23 protein-coding genes are annotated in these 23,441 nt (G+C 36.3%); 7 read left to right on the plus strand and 16 right to left on the minus strand.

What is annotated here, in order from left to right; genetic code table 11:
- Positions 1–31: 31 nt before the first annotated feature.
- The 5 genes from guaB to HW347_RS12625 form a co-directional block, all read right to left on the minus strand.
- Entirely contained in the window at positions 32–1,504 is a 1,473-nt protein-coding gene (gene guaB, locus HW347_RS12605; RefSeq protein ID WP_155595514.1) for an IMP dehydrogenase, read from the minus strand.
- A 227-nt stretch (positions 1,505–1,731) separates the two neighbouring features.
- Complete coding sequence (locus HW347_RS12610; RefSeq protein ID WP_214612194.1) at positions 1,732–4,206, minus strand: TonB-dependent receptor; 2,475 nt, start codon at positions 4,204–4,206, stop codon at positions 1,732–1,734.
- Positions 4,187–5,554: an HTTM domain-containing protein gene (locus HW347_RS12615; RefSeq protein ID WP_214612195.1), complete on the minus strand. Its 1,368-nt coding sequence runs from the start codon at positions 5,552–5,554 to the stop codon at positions 4,187–4,189. The genes HW347_RS12610 and HW347_RS12615 overlap by 20 nt, the downstream gene beginning before the upstream one ends.
- A 3-nt stretch (positions 5,555–5,557) precedes the next feature.
- On the minus strand, positions 5,558–6,697 hold the full coding sequence (locus HW347_RS12620; RefSeq protein WP_214612196.1) for an imelysin family protein: 1,140 nt from the start codon (positions 6,695–6,697) through the stop codon (positions 5,558–5,560).
- Between the two features lie 111 nt (positions 6,698–6,808).
- Positions 6,809–8,038: a DUF4856 domain-containing protein gene (locus HW347_RS12625; RefSeq protein WP_214612197.1), complete on the minus strand. Its 1,230-nt coding sequence runs from the start codon at positions 8,036–8,038 to the stop codon at positions 6,809–6,811.
- 291 nt (positions 8,039–8,329) lie between these two features.
- Between HW347_RS12625 and HW347_RS12630 the strand changes: the two genes are divergently transcribed.
- Positions 8,330–8,695 (plus strand): hypothetical protein, encoded by a 366-nt coding sequence (locus tag HW347_RS12630; protein WP_214612198.1) that lies wholly within the window; start codon positions 8,330–8,332, stop codon positions 8,693–8,695.
- On the opposite strand, the gene HW347_RS12635 is transcribed toward HW347_RS12630, so the two are convergent.
- Together HW347_RS12635 and HW347_RS12640 are read right to left on the minus strand one after the other, a co-directional pair.
- Complete coding sequence (locus tag HW347_RS12635) at positions 8,692–9,558, minus strand: hydroxymethylglutaryl-CoA lyase (protein WP_214612199.1); 867 nt, start codon at positions 9,556–9,558, stop codon at positions 8,692–8,694. The two genes, HW347_RS12630 and HW347_RS12635, sit on opposite strands and share 4 nt — an antisense overlap.
- Positions 9,559–9,616: 58 nt before the next feature.
- Positions 9,617–10,243 (minus strand): LysE family translocator, encoded by a 627-nt coding sequence (locus HW347_RS12640; RefSeq protein WP_317195324.1) that lies wholly within the window; start codon positions 10,241–10,243, stop codon positions 9,617–9,619.
- A gap of 220 nt (positions 10,244–10,463) precedes the next feature.
- Between HW347_RS12640 and HW347_RS12645 the strand changes: the two genes are divergently transcribed.
- On the plus strand, positions 10,464–10,883 hold the full coding sequence (locus HW347_RS12645; protein WP_214612200.1) for a Dabb family protein: 420 nt from the start codon (positions 10,464–10,466) through the stop codon (positions 10,881–10,883).
- A 24-nt stretch (positions 10,884–10,907) separates the two neighbouring features.
- On the opposite strand, the gene HW347_RS12650 is transcribed toward HW347_RS12645, so the two are convergent.
- Entirely contained in the window at positions 10,908–11,957 is a 1,050-nt protein-coding gene (locus tag HW347_RS12650) for a quinone-dependent dihydroorotate dehydrogenase (protein WP_214612201.1), read from the minus strand.
- Positions 11,958–12,080: 123 nt separating this feature from the next.
- Positions 12,081–12,497 (minus strand): hypothetical protein, encoded by a 417-nt coding sequence (locus tag HW347_RS12655; protein WP_194532239.1) that lies wholly within the window; start codon positions 12,495–12,497, stop codon positions 12,081–12,083.
- Between the two features lie 184 nt (positions 12,498–12,681).
- Here HW347_RS12655 and pepT point away from each other — a divergent pair, with 184 nt between their 5' ends.
- Together pepT and HW347_RS12665 are read left to right on the plus strand one after the other, a co-directional pair.
- On the plus strand, positions 12,682–13,911 hold the full coding sequence (gene pepT, locus HW347_RS12660) for a peptidase T (RefSeq protein WP_214612202.1): 1,230 nt from the start codon (positions 12,682–12,684) through the stop codon (positions 13,909–13,911).
- Positions 13,912–13,961: 50 nt separating this feature from the next.
- Entirely contained in the window at positions 13,962–14,561 is a 600-nt protein-coding gene (locus tag HW347_RS12665) for a YdeI/OmpD-associated family protein (RefSeq protein WP_214612203.1), read from the plus strand.
- Positions 14,562–14,608: 47 nt separating this feature from the next.
- Here the strand turns inward: HW347_RS12665 and HW347_RS12670 are convergent, their stop codons facing one another.
- The 4 genes from HW347_RS12670 to nusB form a co-directional block, all read right to left on the minus strand.
- The gene (locus tag HW347_RS12670; RefSeq protein WP_214612204.1) at positions 14,609–15,958 is read right to left on the minus strand and encodes a Gfo/Idh/MocA family protein; all 1,350 of its coding nucleotides are present in this window, start codon (positions 15,956–15,958) and stop codon (positions 14,609–14,611) included.
- Positions 15,959–16,069: 111 nt separating this feature from the next.
- On the minus strand, positions 16,070–16,357 hold the full coding sequence (yajC, locus tag HW347_RS12675) for a preprotein translocase subunit YajC (protein ID WP_155594419.1): 288 nt from the start codon (positions 16,355–16,357) through the stop codon (positions 16,070–16,072).
- Between the two features lie 22 nt (positions 16,358–16,379).
- Positions 16,380–16,850: a DUF1573 domain-containing protein gene (locus HW347_RS12680; RefSeq protein ID WP_214612205.1), complete on the minus strand. Its 471-nt coding sequence runs from the start codon at positions 16,848–16,850 to the stop codon at positions 16,380–16,382.
- 39 nt (positions 16,851–16,889) lie between these two features.
- Entirely contained in the window at positions 16,890–17,837 is a 948-nt protein-coding gene (nusB, locus tag HW347_RS12685; protein WP_214612206.1) for a transcription antitermination factor NusB, read from the minus strand.
- Positions 17,838–18,159: 322 nt separating this feature from the next.
- On the opposite strand from nusB, the gene HW347_RS12690 reads away from it, so the two are divergent.
- Complete coding sequence (locus HW347_RS12690) at positions 18,160–19,914, plus strand: ABC transporter ATP-binding protein (protein WP_214612207.1); 1,755 nt, start codon at positions 18,160–18,162, stop codon at positions 19,912–19,914.
- A gap of 74 nt (positions 19,915–19,988) precedes the next feature.
- The gene (locus HW347_RS12695; RefSeq protein ID WP_155594423.1) at positions 19,989–20,369 is read left to right on the plus strand and encodes a PUR family DNA/RNA-binding protein; all 381 of its coding nucleotides are present in this window, start codon (positions 19,989–19,991) and stop codon (positions 20,367–20,369) included.
- An 80-nt stretch (positions 20,370–20,449) separates the two neighbouring features.
- Here HW347_RS12695 and HW347_RS12700 read toward each other — a convergent pair whose 3' ends face one another.
- Genes HW347_RS12700 through HW347_RS12710 form a run of 3 tightly spaced genes read right to left on the minus strand, consistent with a single transcriptional unit; the run spans position 20,450 to position 22,753 of the window.
- A complete protein-coding gene (locus tag HW347_RS12700; RefSeq protein WP_214612208.1) occupies positions 20,450–21,493 on the minus strand; it encodes a 1-acyl-sn-glycerol-3-phosphate acyltransferase in 1,044 nt (347 codons plus the stop codon).
- A complete protein-coding gene (locus tag HW347_RS12705; RefSeq protein ID WP_214612209.1) occupies positions 21,490–22,410 on the minus strand; it encodes a bile acid:sodium symporter family protein in 921 nt (306 codons plus the stop codon). Before HW347_RS12705 ends, HW347_RS12700 begins: the two co-directional genes overlap by 4 nt.
- 4 nt (positions 22,411–22,414) lie before the next feature.
- Entirely contained in the window at positions 22,415–22,753 is a 339-nt protein-coding gene (locus tag HW347_RS12710) for a tRNA-binding protein (RefSeq protein ID WP_214612210.1), read from the minus strand.
- 113 nt (positions 22,754–22,866) lie between these two features.
- Between HW347_RS12710 and HW347_RS12715 the strand changes: the two genes are divergently transcribed.
- Positions 22,867–23,424: a thioredoxin family protein gene (locus HW347_RS12715; RefSeq protein WP_214612211.1), complete on the plus strand. Its 558-nt coding sequence runs from the start codon at positions 22,867–22,869 to the stop codon at positions 23,422–23,424.
- Positions 23,425–23,441: the final 17 nt, after the last annotated feature.

Genomic DNA, 23,441 nt, shown 5'->3' on the forward strand with positions numbered 1-23,441 from the left:
CTTTTTTTTGTTATTTGAAGATAATTAATATCTATCTACTGTAATTAGGTGATTCTTTAGTAATAGTTACATCATGAGGATGACTTTCGTTAATACCACTTGCTGTAATCTTAACAAAACGGCCATTCTCTTTTAATGCGTTGATGTCTTTAGCACCACAGTAACCCATACCTGCACGAAGACCACCAACAAACTGGTGAATACTCTCATATAATTCTCCTTTGTATGGTACACGACCTACAATACCTTCTGGAACTAGTTTCTTAATATCATCTTCTACATCTTGAAAATACCGGTCTTTACTACCTTCTTTCATAGCTTCAACAGAGCCCATACCACGGTATGACTTAAATTTTCGGCCTTCATAGATGATAGTTTCACCTGGAGATTCTTTGGTTCCCGCAAGAAGAGAACCTAACATAACGGTATCCGCACCAGCTGCAATAGCTTTTGGAATATCACCTGTATAGCGAATTCCTCCATCGGCAATTACCGGAACACCAGAACCTTTAATCGCTGCTGCTACTTCTAACACAGCGGAAAACTGTGGAAAACCAACCCCTGCAACAATACGAGTAGTACAAATAGAACCTGGACCAATACCAACTTTTACGGCATCTGCACCGGCTTCTACTAAATATTTAGCTGCCTCACCTGTTGCAATGTTACCTACAATAACTTCTAAATCTGGAAATTTCTTTTTAACTGCCTTCAAAACAGTAACCACACCTTTAGTATGACCATGTGCCGTATCAATAACAACAGCATCAACACCTGCATTTACTAGAGCCTCTGCCCTATCTACTGCATCTGGCGTAACACCAATGGCCGCAGCAACACGTAACCTACCGTAGGTATCCTTGTTAGCCATAGGCTTTTGGGTCAATTTTGTAATATCTCTAAAAGTGATAAGACCTACTAATTTATAGTTCTTATCGACTACCGGAAGTTTTTCAATTTTATTTTCTTGAAGAATATCTTCGGCTTGGGCCAATGAAGTACCCTCACTTACCGTAACCAAATTCTTAGTGGTCATTACTTCAGAAATTGGACGGTCATTATTTTTTTCAAAACGAAGGTCTCTGTTGGTAACAATACCAATTAATTTTCCTTCGCCATCTACTATCGGAATTCCACCAATGCTAAATTCTTTCATATTCGCTTTAGCATCACGAACAAAAGAATTTAATGGTAAAGTAACAGGATCTATGATCATACCACTTTCTGCACGTTTTACTTTACGCACCTTTACCGCTTGCTGAGCAATGCTCATATTTTTATGAAGAACACCAATACCTCCTTCTTGCGCAATGGCTATAGCCATTCGTGATTCAGTAACCGTATCCATAGCAGCTGATACAACTGGTACGTTTATAGTAATATTACGAGTAAATTTGGTTTGAATATTAACTTCTCTGGGGAGTACTTCAGAAAAGGCAGGGACTAGAAGTACGTCATCATAAGTGAGACCTTCTCCAACAATTTTATTCAGGTGAGCTTCCATAGCAATTAATGATTTAATTGCGTGCAAATGTAGTGAAATAAATTCGTTATCTCCTTATAATCAATACTCGTTTGCTTCAAAAGGCAATCGTAAAGAAACCACTCACATTCCTCTGCCTAATATCTTTATATCACATCAAAAAAAACATTAGTCTATTTTTCTATAAAGCGATTTAAAAGTGAGAAAAAAAATCCATCAGAATTTATGATTTCTATCTTGAAATGCTCTTATAATTTGAATTGAAGTGTCGTATAAAATGTTCTTGGTTCAGACGGAATAATACCTGGTCCCGGGTAGCCCGTAGCTCTTCGGGTAAAATATGAATTATCTAAAAGGTTATTAATTCCCGCTTCTAGCTTCCATTTTTTGTACGTGTAAGAGAGGGAAAAATCCAAAATATCATATGCAGGAATCACACCTTCTATTCCTCTTTGGTTATCATTTACGTCTTGTGGTGCATTGGTGGCATCTGTAAACTGATCAGCAAAATAAGTATACTGAAGACTTCCCAAAAGGTTATCATAACCAAAGTTTAACCCTGTCTTAAGATTGACTTTTGGAATGAACTCTACTTCATTACCTTCTACATTGTTTCGTTCAGAAGAAAGATATTCAGATTTAGTAATTGCTAAATTGGCAAAATAATTCAATTTCACTTTTTCCGATTGTGGAAAGAAGGTTTCCTTTAAGCTCCAATTTGCAAAACTTTCCAGACCGTATATAAAAGCGGTTCCGATATTCCCTCTTGCTCTTAATAATTTCCCAGTTGAAACTTCTTCACCAGCCGCATTAACCTGCGTTTCTTCTTTCAAGATTTCTCCTAGCCTATTATCATAATAGAGCCCATATACGCTTACATCATACGATAGAATATCTTTAAATCTTCCTCTAGCACCAAAATCTGCGGTAAAGCCATCTTCATCTGAAATATTTGGATCTACTTGAAAAGAAGGGTTTACTACGCGTATATCACTGAACGTTACAGAACGGTAGTTTTGAGAAAAATTACCATACAATTCTACACTAGGTGACAGCTTATATGTAGCACCCAACCCCAACAAAACAAAGGTTCTATCAAAAACCCTATTATCATCTATTTCTCTATTTAGTAATGGATTACCCGCCAAATCTAACGTGATTTCTTGGTAACTACCTATACTTTCTGTTTTAATATGTTCCAAACGAAAACCAGGCGTTACCGCTAATTTATCTGAAAGGTTGAAAATATTTTCCCCAAATAACGCCACATTAAAGTTTGGAAAATTAAACTGAGACTGCCTTTCATAATTCGGAAAACTAGTATCGGCAAAGTTAAAATCAGCATCCGCATCTGCAGAACCAGGTCCCTGTCGTTGATCGTTATTTGTCTTGTAAATTTTTGAACCCAATAAAAGTGCAGATTCAGTACCTGCCAAATTATACCTTGTTAATACTCTAGCTTCTGCTCCCCAGTTACTAAAATTATCAATCAATAATTCTCGTGGCTCAGATATTACATCTTCTTGAGAAACTCTGTTGGTTCTAAAACCCAGTGCTCTACGAGAGGCATTCAAACCGAAAACGTTCAGACTAAAATCTGTCTTTGGCGAGAATGCATGATCCAAACGAAACGAATATAAGCGCCAATCTACCTCAAACCAGTTTCTATCACGATTGCTAAAAGTTGGGTCTTCATAAAATTGGGCATCGGTTAAACCACCTGGTTGTTTCGCTAAATAGTGCAAGAAAGTAGTCTCTAAGCTTACTTTGGTTTTATCGGAAATCTCGTAACCTAAATGCGTAAAATAGTTCTTGCTGTTAAAATTTGAATTTGGCCGAAACCCATTTCCATCTTTATAACTCAGATAGGTGTAGTAACTAAATTTACCCACCGTACCACTCAAACTATTGAAGCTTGTGAACAGGTCATACGAACCGACGGTCTGGCGAGAAATGAGTTCTATTTCTTTGTTCGGATTTGGTTTTTTGAACTTGAAGTTGATCAAACCCCCAAATTGGCTTCCGTATTGCAAAGAAGCTGCACCGCGCACTACTTGAATCTCCTCAAGAGCTTCTGCAGGTGGGGTGTAATAGCTTTCTGGGTAACCTAACACATCTGCGCTAATATCATAACCGTTCTGGCGCGTATTAAAATTAGCCGTTCTATTAGGGTCCAATCCCCTACCACCAATATTTAACTGCAAACCAGCATCGCCATTATCATAAATATTAAGCCCCACAACCTGACTATAAATTTGTCTTGCGTTGTTAGCTGCAAGGTTGCCAGTAAGGCCTTCCATTAGAACTACCTCTGTTTTTTTACCGGCATAAATAGCAGTGCCTTCTACCTTTTTTAATTGTTTTAATGCGAATACTTTTTCACGTCTCTCGGTTAAAACCACTTCTGAAAGTTGTTGAGATTTTATACGCTGAAGTTGAACACTGAGATTAAAAGTGGTATCAAATGTTAATTCCTTTTCATATACATCATATTCAAAAGCGAAGACTACTACCGTATACTTACCTCCGGCAATATTGGAGAACTCAAAATTGCCATCGACATCCGTGGTTTTTAGAAGTTGTACCTCTTTTAAATACACTTCTGCATCTTGAACAGGTTTCCCCTTTTCATCGGTTACGTTGCCAGTAATCGTAATCTGACTAAAGCCAGAAAACGAGATTAAGAATACTATGAATATGATACTAAATTCCCTTAATTTCATCAGTAAAAGGTATTATCCAATTTTTATGTTCAAATGACTCCCGCTCTTCGCCAAGGTCTACTTTTGGGTCTATATACGTAGTACTTAACCGCCCATTCAGAGCAACTCGACTATCAACAAATATTTGCACGTTTTTATGTCCGTCTTTTTCAAAATGTCTTTTTAGATATTGAGCATATTCTAAAATAAAATCAGGTTGAAAAGACATTTGTTTTTCTTGAAAAGGTGTCAAAAAATCTGAGTTATCCACATAAAACCACTTTCCAGAATCTTTGCTAACTACTTTGAATTGGGCGTAGCCTGATTTTTCCATTAGCATAACCCGCCATGAAAACCGGTATCCTTCTTCTGTCCAAAATAATTCTCCGGGATAGACTAAATAACGCCATGGCATTAGTAATTGAATCACAAAAAATAATGAGATTAAAACCAGTTTGGAATTGGTTACCACATTCAGTGGCATAGCTAAGATTCGTTTGTTATCGAATCTATTTTTAGCAATACGAAAAAGACCACTAAAATAACCTAAGAGCTTATGATGAAAAGATGAATCAAAAAATATTAATGTAGAAATTATCATGACATACGGAAACATACCTATGGGGAATAACACGCGTGTCATCACATGAAAAACAACTACCATTAAAAAAGCAAAAGGCCGTGTTTTCTTATACAATAATAAGAATGGAATAGCTAAATCATAACCGGCCCCAAACCAGCTAAAAGCATACTGCACCCATTCTTCATGTAAAAACTGACCTAAAAGAGGTGTGTCAAATTTTGATGGCAGCCAAATTTTTAAAGGCATGGCTTTAAAAAGCCAATCGGAATTTAGTTTGGCCAGTCCGGCATAAAAATAAACAATGCCCAACATGAGTTTTACACTATTGATTGTCCACGCTGGGATTTTTTGAAACGCCTTTTTAGAATCTTGTTTGGCATCCAAAGAAAAATAGGCATTGGCCGGTAGAAAAATCATTAGAAAACTTAGCAGACTAATAAAGTAGTAATGGTTAAGGTAGGTGGTCTTATCCATCAGTTCTATATAAGTAAAGCTGATAAAAAAAGTGATAATCGCTATTTTGTATTTATAGCCTAATGCCACAAAAATAGCCGAGAGGCTACAGATAATAAATATGAGGTAGGTGTAGACACCCAAAGGTTTCACCCATTCAAAACCATAATATGAGAAGAAAAACTTAGGCTGAATGTATAATTTTTCAATCCATCCGTAGCTCCAAAATCTTACAATACTCAGCAACATCATCACACCAAATAAAATGCGAAAGACCGCCAAAGGGGCGGCCTCTATAGGGGCTGTAATATGTTTGCTAATGAAACGGTTCATTTTCTAGTCGCCATCCGCATCAACAAAATCAATACTTACGCTCATAGCAGAAACCATATCTACTTTTAACATAGGAACAATACGCTGCACTTCATCATATGCCAATAGCATATTAGTTGGCGGCACATTATTTTCAATTTCCTCACGGAAAGGTGCCAATGCTTCAACTTTAGTTTTAGCTAAATCAAATTGATCATTAATCAATTTTGTTAAATCATCACCATCTTTAATCGTATTCAATGCATCTAAATAAGATGCTAAGCTTTCACCTGAAGTACTCTTACCGTAATGTACTCCATTAAAGAAATCTTGTACAGCTTCAAAACCTTCTAAGAAAAGTTCATTAGAAACATCTGCTTTATAATAAGCTTCTACATTTTGAGGAAGTACGTTTTCAGAAAAAGCACCTACAGGGATTCCCATTTTACCAGCTCTCAAAAACTTCTCATAGTAAAAAACATAGTCGTTTATAAAACGATCCACAGATGCTGTTGAAGATGCTCCGTCATTTTCTACAAAAGTATCTCTATACCCTGAATTCCATTCAGCAAGCACTCCCGTTGTAAGACCTGCCATATCAGCAATAACATCACCTGTATAAGAAATTAGGCTTTCTTTTTCAGCTCCATTATATTTTGCAACAATGTCTTCGTCCGTATCTCCCAATCCATTAATTAAATAATCTAAAGCAGGGAAACCTTTTGCATCTCTATTAGAAGCAAGAGCAAGGTCATAAGTTCCAGAGCTTACAAAACCATCTATTTTAGGCCCATCAGTAGGATAAATGTTCATGTTTAAGCGTAAGCCAACCGTTTCGGCAGGACCTATTTCAAACATAGAAACCCGTTGCCACATTTTATAAGCGGATAACCAAGATGCTCTAAAAGCTACAAGGTTAACTTCACTAGCATCTCCTTTGAAGGTATCAAAAGCAGTTTGTAAACCAGTCATTTCAATAGAAAATGCTTCGTGAGAAGGTATGATTATATTATCTGCCCAATTGGTTAGCATTGAGCCACGCTCAAAACTCACTTCTTCCGGTTTTGGATCTACAATATCATCTGTAGTATCACTTCCACTACTATCGGAGCTACACGCCCATATCATTGTCGCCACAGTAAAAATGGCAAGAAACCTCTTCATAGCTTATTTTTATTTATTCTAATTAAGCAAAAGTATAAAAAGCAGCCTGTTATTTCCTAACAGATGCTGCTTTTTTTTCAACACTTAAAATTTAATTCTATACAAGTAAGATTACTCACCCGCTTGCGCAACAGTAAAACCGAATCTTTCTGCGATATCTTCGCAAATCTCATCTATAGTTTCTGCTTCAACATCCCATAGTCCGTTTACACCATCTTCCATTAATTCTTCTAAAAGCTCATTAGACTCTTCTTTTGAAAAATAAGGAGCGTCCGTACCTGGCTTGCGTGTAAATCGTAAGCTATAAATAAAACCATAAGCTTCAGACAACGCATGAAAAGCGCTTGCATAATTAGGTACTGCATCTGCTAGAGTTGCTTTTGCACGTTGCATGTAAAATACACCCCTAACGGCAGGTACTAAAGATATTTTCTCTCTAATAATCTCTGCTTGAGCATCACGAATATCATAATCTCCGGCTACGATAGCCGCACGACCTAACTTAAAGGCTTGGAAAATTTCATCTGCAATACCTGCAAAATCAGGATCTTCTTCTAGTTTCCCTATGTATTCATTTAAAAAGCTATCCGCCCCTAAATCTGCATTTGGATTAGAAGCATCAGCGTTAAGTCCATAAATGTAGCCATAAGCCTCATCCCATTTATGTTCCATATTTGTATAAGATGAACCTTCTAATACCGTTCCTGCATCATTGTCTTCTCGACTAGAGCCTTCGTCCAAAACTGCTGTACTCAAATAATTATTCAATGCCTGATCGGTCATTAAAGCACCTATCAACCCTTTTGCGAATAATTGGTTGTATTCAAGACCTTGTGCATTAATGTAACGTGTTTTTTCACCATCGGCCAATTGACCAGCTACACCTGCCTCGGCAGTAACATTCCAATTTGTAAAAACATCATTCACTTGACCATCTATCCATGATTCAAAATCAGCGCGAATTAATGCTTGATCAGTAGCATTTGTAGAAAAGTAATCTACAGAAGCCGCAGTTTTACTACGAAGACTTTTATCTGAAGCATTTAAATCTGCATCTTCAAAATCTGCAGCACCTTCTTCATGTGCGTAAATTGATTTTAATGTTTCCGCCGTATTGGTATTAGTAGTAAAAGCACCCAACAGCTCTTGAGCCATTAAAATACGAGTGGTCTGACCTCCAAAACTTACAGTAGTCTCTCCATTTCTTTCAAAAGAATAACTAGCAGGGTTATCTATTACGATAGCTTCATCCATTTCTGTTCCCGTTGCGTCATCATCTGAACTACATGATGTTAAAAAAACTACCGAACTAATGGCTAATGTAAAAAGGACTCTTTTCATTATATGATTATTGTTTATTTAGACTTGATTTAAATAAAGCGCAAAACTAATACATGAAGTTTAGCTACGCAAAATTATTCTTATTAAATCTAAATAATATTACTATCGATGAATTCTCAATAGGGATTACATCCTTTGTTTCATATTAATTTCAATCAAATAAATCACTATTTATAATTAATCTAAATAAAAATACTATTTTTGATTTATCATTTAAAGGCAAAGTTCTTTCTATAATCACAAAGAATTTGCCCAATGTTGTTTAACCCCAGATAAACTAAAGATTACACTATGGACGATATTAACCCAATTTACCACAACCCATTTGGCGTAGCGTTCCAATGGAAACGGAATACTTTGAAGGACGTTAGAAAAATACAGATAGTTTTTAGGGATACAGGTCTACTCTTGACTAGAAACGAGCTGGAAAAGTTTCAGAAAAATATTGAATGCACCATGAGCAGCAACACGCAATGTGTTGATTGTAACCAGCATGATACTTGCAGGTCTTTACTTTTAGATACACCTGCCCCACAAATAACTTTAGCTATGAACTTAACGGAACTGAACGCAGTTCAGGATTTGGTAGAAGGCACTTTGTTTCAATTGAATTTGGATACCTACTTGAACAAAATGTGTAATGGACAGGATGATTAATGGTACTTTGAAAAAAGCTCAGTAGCCTTGTTATAAGCGGCTTCAAAAACCATCCAATTAACACCGGAATCTGCTTTTTCTGCAGTAAAATACGAAAGCATTTTCTCGGTAGGCATATTACCGGTTAATTCGTCTTTTGCCATTGGGCAACCTCCAAATCCTTGAACGGCTCCATCAAACCTACGACAGCCGGCTTTGTAAGCAGCATCTACCTTTTCATGCCATTTGGTAGGTGTTGTATGCAAATGTGCACCAAATTCAATATCAGGGTATCTTGGGATTAATTGCGAAAAGAGGTATTCAATTACTTCTGGTGTTGATGACCCTACCGTATCTGAGAGCGAAAGAATTTTAGCTCCCATTCCGCTTAATTTTTCGGTCCACTCCCCTACTATATCTACATCCCATGGGTCACCATAAGGATTACCAAAACCCATAGATATATAGGTCACTACCTCTTTACCAGAAGCATCGGCAATATTGAGTATTTCCTGAAGGGTTTCTACAGATTGATCAATGGTCTTATGCGTATTCCGCATCTGAAAATTCTCGGAAATAGAAAAAGGGTATCCTAAATATTGAATCTCAGAATGCTCGGAAGCATCTTGTGCGCCCCTAACATTAGCCACAATACTTAGCAGTTTGCTATTTGTTTTTGACAGGTCCAACTTTGATAGTACCTCAGCGGTATCTACCATCTGCGGAATAGCCTTTGGAGAAACAAAACTCCCAAAATCTATTGTATCAAAACCACAGCCTAACAAAGCCTGAATGTATTTTACCTTTTCATTGGTAGGTATAAAAGGTTTAATGCCTTGCATGGCATCTCTAGGACATTCAATAACCTTAACCTTTTCCATCATGAAAATTAAATTCTAAGTAGGCAGTTTCAGCTACCCTTTTAACTACTCAAAATTAACATTAATTATCCGATACTAGAATATAGACTGCAATACCAACAAACACAATGATTTGCAGCCACTTTAAATAAATACCGGCTGCAGAATTTTCTTTAAAATACACGGAAATACTCCCTGATAGGAAAGCTATCATGCTAAAAATAATAAAAGATATAAACATAAACAGCAGTCCAAGAACATAAAACTGCACCATGGTACTTATCTCTTCGCTAAAAAGGAAACCAGGAAAGAATGCCAGAAAAAATATGGTCACTTTTGGGTTTAGCACGTTCATTATAAAACCTTGCTTGAACAATTGCCAAAGTCCTTTTTTAGGTGCCACACCTTCCGATAAATTTAAAGAACCACTGCTTCTAAAGACCTTGAATGCAAGATAAAAGAGGTAAATAGCACCCAAAACTTTGATGCCCATAAAGAGAGCCTCACTCTCTCTTATAATTAAAGATACCCCAAAAGCTAATAAACTGGTATGCACTAGACAACCAGAAATAAGACCGGCTGTAGTTGCTAGCCCATATTTCTTACCATTTACAAGGCTTTGCATTAATACATAAATATTGTCTGGACCGGGCGAAACGGACAAAGCCATAGTGGCCAACATAAAAGTGTAAAGTATTTCGTAATTAATTGTACCCAAATTCCGTTCTATTTTAAGTATAAATCATAGGTTCCAAAATTTTCTTCTGGAAACCTCAATGAGTGCACTAAAGTAAGTACTCTTTTTTATATCTTGTCACAAATTCAGGTTTCAATAAAATTCAATTTTTTATGTTCTGAGTTTTTAGCTGGTCGCAATTTCCCCTCCTGTTAGGCCATAAGAGTAATTGCATCACAAAAAAATTAATGACATGAAACAAAGTCACATTACATTCACTTTGAGTTTAGTTTTAGTAGCGCTACTTTTAGTAGCTTTTGAAATCAGAAGTGAAACCAAACCAATATCAGAAACCTTCATGCAGAAAGATAGCCTGTTACGTCATGTAGTGTTGTTTAAGTTCAAACCAGAAACATCAAAAGAAGATATAAAAAAAGTTGAGGAAGCATTTACTGCCCTTCCCTCAAAAATTCCGCAAATAGTTAATTATGAATGGGGATTGAACAACAGCCCTGAAGGTTTAAACGAAGGTTTTACCCATTGTTTTTTCCTGACTTTTGAAAGCGAAGAAGACCGTGCTATTTACTTACCTCATCCAGACCACAAAGCGTTTGGTGAAGTTTTGACTCCACATCTAGGTGGTGTACTTGTTGTGGACTACTGGGCTAAATAAAAAAATTCTATCCTATAAGCTTATCTAGTTTTCACTACCCTGCCTCTTAAGAAGAGCCTTATTTATTCTTTTAATTAAACCTGGTCCTTCGTAGATAAAACCAGTATACAATTGAACTAAATCTGCTCCTGCGTCTAGCTTCTCTAGAGCGTCTTCTTCAGAATGTATTCCACCCACACCTACTATAGGGAAAGCCTTGTTGCTCTTTTCTGCCAAGAACCGAATTACTTCTGTACTTCTTTTGGTCAATGGTTTTCCGCTTAATCCACCCATTTCTTTTGTAAGCGATACTTCTGATTTTAAGTTCTCTCTTTCAATAGTTGTATTGGTAGCTATAACACCGTCAATTTTTGTATCGGCAACAATAGTAATGATATCCAACAACTGGTCATCCGTAAGGTCTGGCGCAATTTTCAATAAAATAGGTTTTTCCTTCTGTTGTTTCTGCAAAGCCAAATTTGTATTTTCTTTTTTCAGATCCAACAAAAGAGCAGTCAAAGGTTCTTTGTCTTGAAGCTCCCGGAGTCCCGGAGTATTTGGAGAACTTACGTTGACCACAAAGTAATCTACATGATCAAAAAGTGCATTAAAACAGATTAGGTAATCCGAAACGGCATCTTCGTTAGGCGTAACTTTATTCTTGCCAATGTTACCTCCAATAAGCACTTTATGTTGTTTCTTTAAACGTTCTACTGCATCCTCTACGCCCATATTATTGAAGCCCATACGATTCACAATAGCCTGATCAGGTTTCAACCTAAATAATCGCTTCTTAGGGTTTCCTGCCTGTGGCTTAGGTGTAAGCGTCCCTATTTCTATAAAACCAAAACCAAAGTTGGATAATTCATTATAGAGTTTAGCGTCTTTATCAAAACCAGCTGCTAAGCCTACCGGGTTTTTGAATTTAATACCAAAAACTTCCTTTTCCAACCGCGTGTCTTCTATATTATAGATAGCCTTGAATATACCGGAAAAACCGATTTTACAAAGAAAACGAACTAATGAAAAGGTTACATGATGAGCTTTTTCCGCATCAAGAGAAAAAAGTAAGGGCTGAAGTATAGACTTATACATGAAGGTGGGTAGTGTTTGCGCAAAAATACAAACTTACCCCAAGTAAGGGCACAACTTATCACTATTTTTAAAAATGAAAGAATGGGGTCTTTTCAAAGAAATTAACGAGTACACCGCTAATAATTACTCTTCTATTCCAGGAATTCCGTAGATTTTAGGCTCTACTTTAATTGGTTGTCGTATAGCCTCATTACAAAGTTGAAGGTAGCGTTCATATTGCTTAGCATTAAAAACAGAAAGAAGCTCTTTATCACTCTCGTAGGCTAAATCTAACTGCTGCTTCTGTAAAACTTTATATTTATCAGCTAATTTAATAAGATCCTCTTCTGTACTTTGCGGATGTTCTGCCAATAATTTTTCAATTTGGTCTTCCGTACTTTTTGTTTTCACCTCAAGTTCCCCTTTCAAGGTTTCCATAATGGCTATTTGCTCCTCATTTAATTGAAAGATAGTTTTGATGGTTTCACTGTTTTTACCACCTATATCTAATGTACAGTTTTGGGCATTTACAACAGAAAAGAACATTAAAAATACTAGCAAACTATATAATTTTGGCAACATATATTTCTGTTTAAAATTTAATTCCATTTATATAAACAGCAATTTAAGTGAAAAATTATATTTCTTCTTTAAATGACATCTTTAAACAAAAATATAGTCTTAAAAAAAAGTGCATTTGCAGGTAATAAGTCCTATTTTGTACTTTTGATTTAAAATTAGAATAATGCAAAATATCATTGATCGCTTTTTAAAATATATTAAAATTGATACCCAAAGCGACCCAAATTCCGAAACTACCCCCAGTACTGAAAAACAGTGGCATTTAGCAGATTTGCTCGTTGAGGAATTATTAGAGATAGGAATGGAAGAAGTCTCCATTGATAATAAGGCATACATTACGGCTACCCTACCCAGTAATATTAAAACAGATGTTCCTACTATTGGTTTTATCTCTCACTTTGATACTTCACCAGATTTCTCGGGAACAAATGTTAACCCTCAGATAATTGAGAATTATGATGGTAAGGATATTATTCTTAATGCACAGGAGAACATAGTACTTTCCCCAGATTATTTTGAAGACTTATTACAATATAAAGGTCAAACTTTAATTACAACAGACGGCACAACATTACTTGGCGCTGATGATAAAGCAGGTATTACAGAAATTGTTACAGCAATGGAATACCTTATTAACCACCCAGAAATAAAACACGGCAAAATTAGGGTAGGTTTTACCCCCGATGAAGAAATAGGTCGCGGAGCACATCATTTTGATGTTGATAAATTTGGAGCAGACTGGGCCTACACTATGGATGGAAGCCAAATTGGCGAACTAGAATACGAGAACTTTAATGCTGCCAGTGCTAAAGTTGTTATTAAAGGGAGAAGCGTCCACCCTGGTTACGCCAAAAACAAAATGGTGAATGCCATAAGTATAGCCAGCGAATTTTTAGAAATCTTACCCCCAGAAGAAACGCCACAGAACACAACTGGTAGAGAAGGCTTTTTTCATGTGCATCATATAAAAGGTGAAATAGAACATGCCGAATTTGAGCTTATTGTTCGTGATCATGACAAAACCTTTTTTGAAAATCGAAAACAATTGCTTCGCGATATTACGGATAGGCTTAACGATATTCATGGCAATTGCATAAGCATAGAAATAAAAGACCAGTATTTTAATATGCGTGAAAAGGTGGAACCTGTCTTCCACATAGTAGAACTTGCAAAGGAAGCTATGGAGGCCATGCGTATTACTCCTATCATAAAACCCATACGCGGTGGAACCGATGGCTCACAACTAAGCTATATGGGATTACCTTGCCCTAATATCTTTGCTGGCGGACATAACTTTCACGGTAAATATGAGTACGTTCCTGTAGAAAGCATGATAAAAGCTACAGAGGTTATTATTAAAATTTGTGAGTTAGCAGCGAAAAAGGCGGTATAATAACAAATCCTTATCTTTAGGAAAGAGACCAAATAGAGGTCCTAATTTCTATGGATACATCTGAAAAAACAGAAGCTTATTACGCAGAAAAGCACCCTTTTAAAACGGGTATTGCTTTGCTGCGCGATTTAGTATTGAAAACAGATGTGGTAGAAACATACAAATGGAACTTCCCTACGTATACTGTTAATAAGAAGAACGTTCTAGCTATTTGTAAATTCAAAAATTATTTTGGCATCTGGTTCTTTAACGGTGTCTTTCTGAGCGACCCAGAAGATATACTAGAAAATGCGCAAAAAGGCAAAACCCAAGCTATGCGTCATTGGAAATTCTACTCAGAAAAGGATGTAGATATTTTAAAAGTATCCGCATATATTAATGAGGCCATTGAAAACCAGAAAAAGGGAATTCAGTTAATTAGAGCTCCAAAAGAGAAAACAACAAGCGTAGTTATTCCCATTGAATTAAAAAGCGCTTTTGACATTCATCCTAAAGCAAAAAGTGCTTTCAAAAAATTAACTCCTTATAAGCAAAAAGAATACGCGGAATACATTGCAAACGCGAAACGCGAGAAGACAAAAGCAAGCAGGTTGGAGAAGATTTTACCGATGATTATTGATGGTAAAGGTCTAAACGACATGTACCGATAGAAAAGCTTCCAAATTCTTATTTACAAAAACTTGGAAGCATCGTTTTATTATAACATAGGTAGCTTCCAATTGTTTTGATAATTGGCCGTAATCAACTTATTAGCATCTTCCTCTTTAAACTTACCAGATGCAGCATCCCAATAAATACGATTACCCGTTTTAAAAGCCACGTTACCCATGTGAGATACCAATGCAGCGTCATAACCCACTTTAATTGGCGCATTAAGCTTAGTGTTATCTCTACTCTTTACGGCTTCTATAAAGTTTACCGTATGCAAATCTAAACCACTAGCATCACCCTTGTCATACGAGACTACTTCCATTTTAGGGGTTCCTTTTTTACCCCATCCCGCAAATTCTTCTTCAGGTATAACTTCCCAGCCGTTACGATCTAAAACAAGGGTACCATTATTACCAATAAAAGCAATGCCATGGTTACGGCCATAATTACCGCCATCTATTCCCGTAGCATGCTCCCAAAGAATTGAAAACCCGTCATATTCATAAACGGTTTGTAAGGTATCAGGAGTTTCAGAAGCATCTTCAGGGTACGCGAACTTTCCTCCTAAGGCCATTACAGATTTAGGAGTACCAGCTTTCATTCCGTATAAAGCATAATCTAACAAATGCACACCCCAGTCGGTCATTAATCCTCCTGCATAATCCCAAAACCACCGAAAATTAAAATGAAACCGATTCGCATTAAAAGCACGTTCTGGAGCAGGACCTAACCACATTTTGTAATCTACGCCTTCTGGAGCTGCGGAATCTGAAACAATAGGTACAGGTTTCATCCAACCTTGATAGGCCCACGCTTTTGCCAAGCGTATGTTTCCTAATTTACCGGAATGGAGAAAATTAATAGCATCTACAAAATGAGGTTGACTACGCTGCCATTGACCAACTTGAACCATACGGTCGCTGGAGCTTACGTAATTCAACATTATATTAGATTCCTGAATAGAGTTTGCTATTGGCTTCTCACAATAGACATCTTTACCCGCCATAAGAGCATCAGTCAATTGTAGACAATGCCAGTGGTCTGGCGTTCCAATAATTACTACATCAATATCTTTATTCTCTAGTAACTTACGATAATCACGGTACCACAACGGCTTTTTAATTCCTGCTTTTTCAAGGTCTGCTGTTCTTGTTTTTAGTACAGCTTCGTCTACATCACAAAGAGCAATAACGTTCGTTTCGCTCATCTTTAACATTGAGGTCAAATCGCTAAAACCCATCCCCTTACAACCAATCAACCCAACATTGATCCTATCATTAGGACCAACACGTTTGCGCATAGTAGCTAAAAGCTCCATTGGAAATAAAAATGCAGCACTAGACCCTGCTAAGGCCAATGAACTTTTTTTGATAAAGTTTCGTCTATTTTGGTACATCGTTCAAGTTGTTTTGTTCAGAAGATGAATATACTAATTTACGTTAGCACGAGACCAAAAAAAAACACCGCTAATTGCTTAGCGGTGTTTTTAATTACTGATTGTGTACAGTTATTTCTTTTCGGGAGCGTTCAATTTTTTGCTCATTTCCATAGAAATGGAAGAACGGTCAAATTTTAATTTACCAGCCATAGTTTCTAGTATGCAAGAAAAATCACTATCATTAAGATCCATGATTTTACCGTGCAAACCACTTTTTGTAACTACCCTATCGCCTCTTTTTAATTCAGCTGCGAATTTCTTTTCATCTTTCTGGCGTTTCATTTGAGGTCGTATCATAAAGAAATACGCTACCACAAAAATCAAAATCATCGGAAGAAACTGTCCTATATCACCCATATTTTAAATATCTAATCTATTGTTATTTTGTTGGTCCTACCGGAGCAGCTCCTTTAGGGTTCACAAATGCCTTAATACGTAATTGCTCAGTACCTTTTTCAGTATTTGCATTTACAGTAATTGTTTTAGTTATTTGGTTCTGTCCCGATCCGTTAAACTTAACAACCAACTCTCCTGTAGCACCAGGTGCGATAGGGTCTTTTGGAGGATTAGGAACAGTACAACCACAAGAACTAGTTGCATTAGTAATTATTAATGGTGCATTACCAGTATTTGTAAACAGAAAAACAGTCTCCTGTGGAGTACCTTGTTCTATTGTACCAAAGTCATGCTCCGCTTTCTCAAACTCCATTACCGGAATTTGCTTACCAGCTTCATCACGTTGTGCAGCTTCGACTACATTATCTGTTTTAACTTTACTAGACGCGTTTTCTTTACATGAAACGAACGCCATAAGTGAACACATGCTCAAGGCAAAAAATGTTTTTCTCATATCTATAACTTTAATTTGGGGTAAAATTAATCAATTATTTTAAATCAGACCTCTACCTATTTTGTTAAGCTTACCTTCTTTTCTGTATTCTTTGACAAGATTATCCAAAATACCGTTGATAAAGATGCTACTTTTTGGAGTGGAATACTCTTTAGCTATCTCCAAAAATTCATTGATAGTTACTTTTTCTGGTATAGACGGAAAATTCAAAAGTTCGCAAATTGCCATTTTTAATAGAATAGCATCCATATCTGCAATACGGTCTTTATCCCAATTAGGAGTTTTACCTTCTATTTCTTTAGTAAGTTCCCCATCTTTCAACAACGTTTTTCTAAGTAGATTCTTGGCGAACTCCATATCTTCCTTATCCTTTATCAAACGAGGCAAAAAGAAAGAAGTAGACTGCTCGCTCTTAATCTTTTTAAACATTTTTAAGATATAGGTATTTACAATAGGAATATCATCTACCCATGTAAGGTTGCTATCTTCAAAATAGTCGTAAATTTTTTCATCGGGAGCAATAATCTCTTTGAACAAAGTAATAATAAACTCTTTGTCTTCTGCATAAGTGCTGCCTTTAACAGACATATATTTCTGATATGCTGCACTTGAAACCATGTTGTTGTAAATAATCTTTACATACTCCTCGTTCAAGTACCAGTTATCTAGCTTTCTTTTCTTAAGCTCAGCCAATAATGGTTCGTTATGTACCATTTGAAGCAATAATTTGTTATTTACAAATTTTGCCTGATCCGGTAAATTATCTGCCTCAGTAGCTAGATATTTTTTTGAAGAAATTCTTAATTGGTCCGACCCCCTTTTCTGAATCTCAATAATTAAGCTCAGCATTAGAAGGTAAAGCGTATACATATTGTCTATGCTAAACCGTAGAAATTTTTCTTGTTTCTCTAAAGAATCGTCTTTAGATTGGGTAATTGCATAAATACATTGCATTACTTTTACCCGTATATGTCTTCGTGTTAGCATTTTAAAGAACTTTTTTGGAATAGTATTGGTTTGACTTTCACGTGGCAAAAATAAGAATAAACCCCAAAAGACTACTATACAAAACGATGAAACAATCATAGCTTTTGATTATCTGAGAGAAACGCAACCACAAAACCCTGTTGTTAAGGTTATTGACAGCTAAAAAAAGATAAAGAATTACCATAAACTTAACTTTTAGCCTTCTTATATTTAATTTCCGTCAATTTGTAATCCATCAACATCTTATGGTATTTATAACATATGGTTTATACCCAAACCATTATCTTTGACCAATTAAATATAGCCTTAGTTTATACCCTTCATGAAGGAACTTGCACACCTAAATAAGTACTTTAAAAAATATTGGTCCAAATTACTGGTTGGGCTATTCATTACCATTATTGCCCGTGTGCTACAATTGGTTATGCCTAGATTGGTAAAAGAATCGATAGTGGTTATCGAAAATTTTATGGACGGACAGGTTGAGGAATCAGCTGCAAAAGGACTCCTGCTAGAGTATATTTTAATTATTGTGGGAGCTGCCCTTCTATCGGGTTTCTTCACTTTTTTAATGCGTCAGACGATAATCAATGTTTCTCGATATATAGAGTATGACCTTAAAAATGAAATCTTTGACCATTATCAGTTTTTGAGCCTAAACTTTTATAAGAAAAATAGGACTGGTGACCTCATGAACCGTATTAGTGAAGATGTTAACCAGGTACGTATGTATTCCGGGCCAGCATTAATGTACGGCATCAACACTATAACTTTATTTGCCTGTATTATACCTATTATGTTTATGACGGCACCTAAACTGGCCGCGTATACATTAATTCCGCTACCTATATTATCGGTTCTAATTTATTATATCAGTAAGATAATTCATGAACGTAGTACTATTGTTCAACAGTACCTATCCACACTGTCAACTTTTACACAAGAGGTATTTTCTGGAGTTTCCGTAATTAAGGCCTATGCTTTAGAACCGAGCATAAATAATGATTTAAGTACTTTGGCAGTTGAGGGCAAGGATAAAAGCATGGATTTAGCCAAGGTAAATGCGTGGTTTTTTCCATTAATGGTATTACTTATTGGTATCAGTAATATTTTTGTTATTTATATAGGTGGAAAACAATATATAAACGGAGAAATAGCCTCTTCAGGAGTCATTGCCGAATTTGTTCTCTATGTAAATATGCTTACTTGGCCAGTGGCCATTATTGGTTGGTTAACCTCTATTGTACAACGCGCAGAAGCCTCACAAAAACGTATAAACGAATTCTTGAATGAAACTCCAGATATTAAGAACACCGTATTTGAAGAAACACCGATTAAAGGAAAAATAGAGTTCAAAAATGTAACCTTTACCTATGAGGATACAGAAATTACCGCTCTGGATAATATTTCATTTACTATTAATGAAGGCGAAACAGTAGCTATTCTTGGTAAAACCGGCTCAGGAAAGTCCACTATATTAGATTTGATTGCACGATTATACGATGTAACCTCTGGAGAAATATTGATAGATGACACGCCTATAAAAGAGTTGAATATAAATAGTATACGGCAAGCAATAGGGGCTGTACCGCAAGATGCTTTCTTATTCTCAGATTCAATTAAGACCAATATTAAGTTTGGTAAAGAGAATGCCACTGATGAAGAAGTTATAGAAGCTGCTAAGAATGCCGTAGTCCATGAAAACATAATAGGCTTTTCAAAAGGATACGATACGGTTTTAGGCGAAAGGGGAATTACGCTGAGCGGCGGACAAAAACAACGGGTATCTATTGCTAGGGCATTATTGAAAAAACCAGAGATATATCTTTTTGACGATTGTTTATCTGCTGTGGATACAGAAACGGAAGAAGACATTTTAAATAACCTGAAAAAAGCCTCTAAAAATCGCACTACACTTATAGTTAGTCACCGGGTATCATCTGCTAAAAATGCTGACAAAGTATTAGTTCTTTCCAATGGTAAACTTCTTCAAGAAGGCAACCACACAGATTTAAACAGTGTTGAAGGGTATTACAAAGATTTATACTACACCCAACTGTCAGAAAAAGAAAACTAAAAAATTGTTGCCGTATTGGCTTTTTTTTTACATTTTTGGAAGATTAACAACTATTAACTACACTTTTAAACGCGATGAACGAAAAAGATTCAATGGACCAGGAGGAAATTCATTCCAAAGTTTTACGGGCAGGTAGACGCACGTACTTCTTTGATGTACGAAGTACCAAGGCAGGCGATTATTATTTAACCATCACAGAGAGTAAAAAATTCACTCATGATGATGGTTCTTTTCATTATAAGAAGCACAAGATTTATCTTTATAAAGAAGATTTTGAGGCCTTCAAAGAAAATGTAGAGGAAATGATGAATTTCATTATTGAAGAAAAAGGCTCTGAAGTTATCTCTGAACGTCACCAAAAAGATTTTAAGAAAGAAGAGGAAGTAAAGGTTACTGAAGAATTGAAACCTACAGAAACAGAAAGCTTTACCGATGTTAGTTTTGACGATATTTAAAAACTAGCACTAAATACTATACTAAAACGACCCTTTCGGGTCGTTTTCTATTTTATTAAGTTCTTACTGCACTCAAAAAATTAATTGGTTCTTACATATAACCAATTGTATAAAAACAAGAATACTATAACCCCTAAACCTACAATACCATTGCAGAACAAAGCTATTATGACAAACAATAGCGCATAATAGACAGGATAAGCCAACAAGGCAAAACCAAACCGCAAGGTTCCCATAAACTCTGGCTCCCAAACTTTGGGTCTTGCCCATTTCCGCCACAAAAGCAGTAATGGAAAATTTAACACCGTAAAAACGGCGGTGCCCACCACTCCAAAAAATCCTTTTTCCTTTTTGACAGGTTTGACAGACTTTCTAGGGTCTATAGTCTCAATAACTTTATTGGTCTCAAAAGGATTCAGAAAATCAACATCTAAAACATTTAATTGTCCTGAAATATTATCATATTGCTTCTCATCTGCAATGTGTGTAGTTAGCGTTTTAAGTCTGTCGGACACCATTCCCTTTACCCTATTCACCGAACCCTGAACATCGTTAGCGTCATACATTGTATTTACCACAATACTTTTATCATAGTAAATAGCCATCCTATCCGGAAACCCAGAATTGCTTTTATAATTGAGCCCTACGGGAATAATATGAATTTCTGTGTCTGGCAATTGTTCTACAGCATTGAACAGAATACGAGTAAACCCTTTGCTTAAAGGCCTTACACGACGCTTAATATTATGGTTAGCTTCCGGAAACATGAGAATGGCATGTCCGTTCCCAAAAATTTCTGCACATTGATCAAAGACGGCTTGGTTATTTTTTAAGGCTTCCCTTCCGTCTCTAATCCTATAAATGGGAATCATCCTCAGGTAGGCAAAAAACTTTTTTAGCGTGGGTTTGGTAAAAACATCAGACCGTGTTAAAAAGAAAGGTTTACGGTTGCAGTTTACACCTATTAAAAGCACGTCTAACAGCGCACTTTGGTGATTGGGCAAAAAGAGTACAGGTTTACCCTTAGGTACATTCTCTAGCCCTGAAACTTGAATTTTACCATAGTAAAAATACAATCCGGTTTTAATCCAGTTTTTTAATAATTGGTAGCCTATATTTTTCAAGTCAGTGTTTCTGTTTTAATTGGTTTATAACCCCAAAATGTAGCAAGCAAAAGGCCAGAGACCAAATGCCAAATTCCCCAAAACGCAGCCAATAGCGCCATTCCGCCAAGGCCATCAAAAAAGGAAAAAATCAAAATTAAGCCTAATCCAGAATTCTGAATGCCGGTTTCTATGGTTACAGAACGTATATTTCTTTTTGATAGCCCCATAAATTTAGCAAACGAGAACCCCGTTAGAAAAGCCAAGATGTTATGCGAAACCACAATCCAGAATACATACCATATGTAATCGTAAAATACTGCTCGGTTATTATACAGCGCCAAAAATACCAATAGTATAAAAAAGACCAATGAAACTACTTTAAGAACTTTGCCTAATTTTTTTGCAAAGTTGGGTCTGAGATGATTTACCCAAATACCTAAAGCCAACGGCAACCCTAATAACAGCGAAACCAGTTCAATCATTTGCCATGGCGATAATGCTACTTTTGTCAAAATCTGTTGCGTAGGTACATATAAATTACCCCAAAATTGAAGATTTAAAGGAGTCATTACAACTGCCAACAAAGTAGCCGCCGCAGTAAGACTAACGGACAAGGCTGTGTTACCACCTGCCAAATGGGATATAAAATTAGAAACATTACCTCCCGGGCAAGCTGCCACCATTATCATTCCCAAGGCAATACTAGGTATGGGGTTGATTATCAATACTAGAAGAAAAGTTAATAGCGGAAGTAAAATAAACTGACTAAAGAGACCTGTAAATATTGGTTTGGGGTTCTTAAGAAGTCCTTTAAAATCTGATATAGAAATTTCTAAAGCAATACCGAACATTACGAACGCTAGTGAAACATTCAATATCCACTGCGCCTGTGCGTCAAAATTAAGGGAGACGTTATCTAGTAAATTTTCAGTCAATCAATTACGATATTTTCAGTCCGTTTGCAACTGTAGCTTTCGGTTGTAAAAGCTCTACATCCTTGCCATTAACAGCGCCCAATATTAGACATTCACTCATGAAGTTTGCAATCTGCTTTTTAGGAAAATTCACTACAGCAACCACCTGAGTATCTAAAAGCTGCTCCTTAGTATATAGCATGGTAACCTGTGCAGATGTTTTCTTTACTCCTATTTCTTCTCCAAAATCTATATGAAGTTGATATGCAGGATTCCGAGCTTCAGGAAAATCGTCTACTTTAATAACCGTTCCGACGCGCATATCTATCTTTGCAAAGTCCTGCCAGTTTATCGTATCGTCCATGTTATTATTTAGTTTTTAAATTATTTACAGAAGATGAAGGTAAAAATAGATTATGGTTTTGCAAAGGCACTCAAAATACTTTTTATAACTTTAAGTTTTAAATACAACTAATAATGTCAAGAACTCCCAGTAATATGCTTCCGTTAGGAACGCTAGCCCCAGATTTTAATTTATTGAATACCCAAAGCGGGGAGCAAGCATCCCTTACTAAACTGAAAGGCAAAAAAGGAACTGTTATAGCCTTTATTTGTAACCATTGTCCTTTCGTTAAGCATGTTAACCCGGAATTAGCAAAATTAGCAAGAGATTATCAATCCAAAGAAATTGGTTTCATCGCCATTTCTAGTAACGATGTTGACAATTACCCGCAGGATGCTCCACACCTCATGAAACAAGTAGCTTTAGAGGAAGGGTATACGTTCCCTTATTTATATGACCAAACACAGCAAGTTGGGAAGGATTATGATGCTGCCTGCACACCTGATTTCTATTTATTTGATGCGAATTTGAAATTAGTGTACCGTGGTCAGTTGGATGATTCCCGACCAGAAAATGGCATTCCCGTAACCGGAAAAGATTTAAGAAATGCCCTTGACGCTTTAATTGAAAATAGACCGATAATTGAGTTACAAAAGCCTAGTATTGGTTGCAACATCAAATGGAAAAAATAACTTTTCTCGTTTCTTTT

Origin of the sequence: Zobellia barbeyronii (assembly GCF_018603515.1) — a bacterium.
GTDB lineage: Bacteria > Bacteroidota > Bacteroidia > Flavobacteriales > Flavobacteriaceae > Zobellia > Zobellia barbeyronii.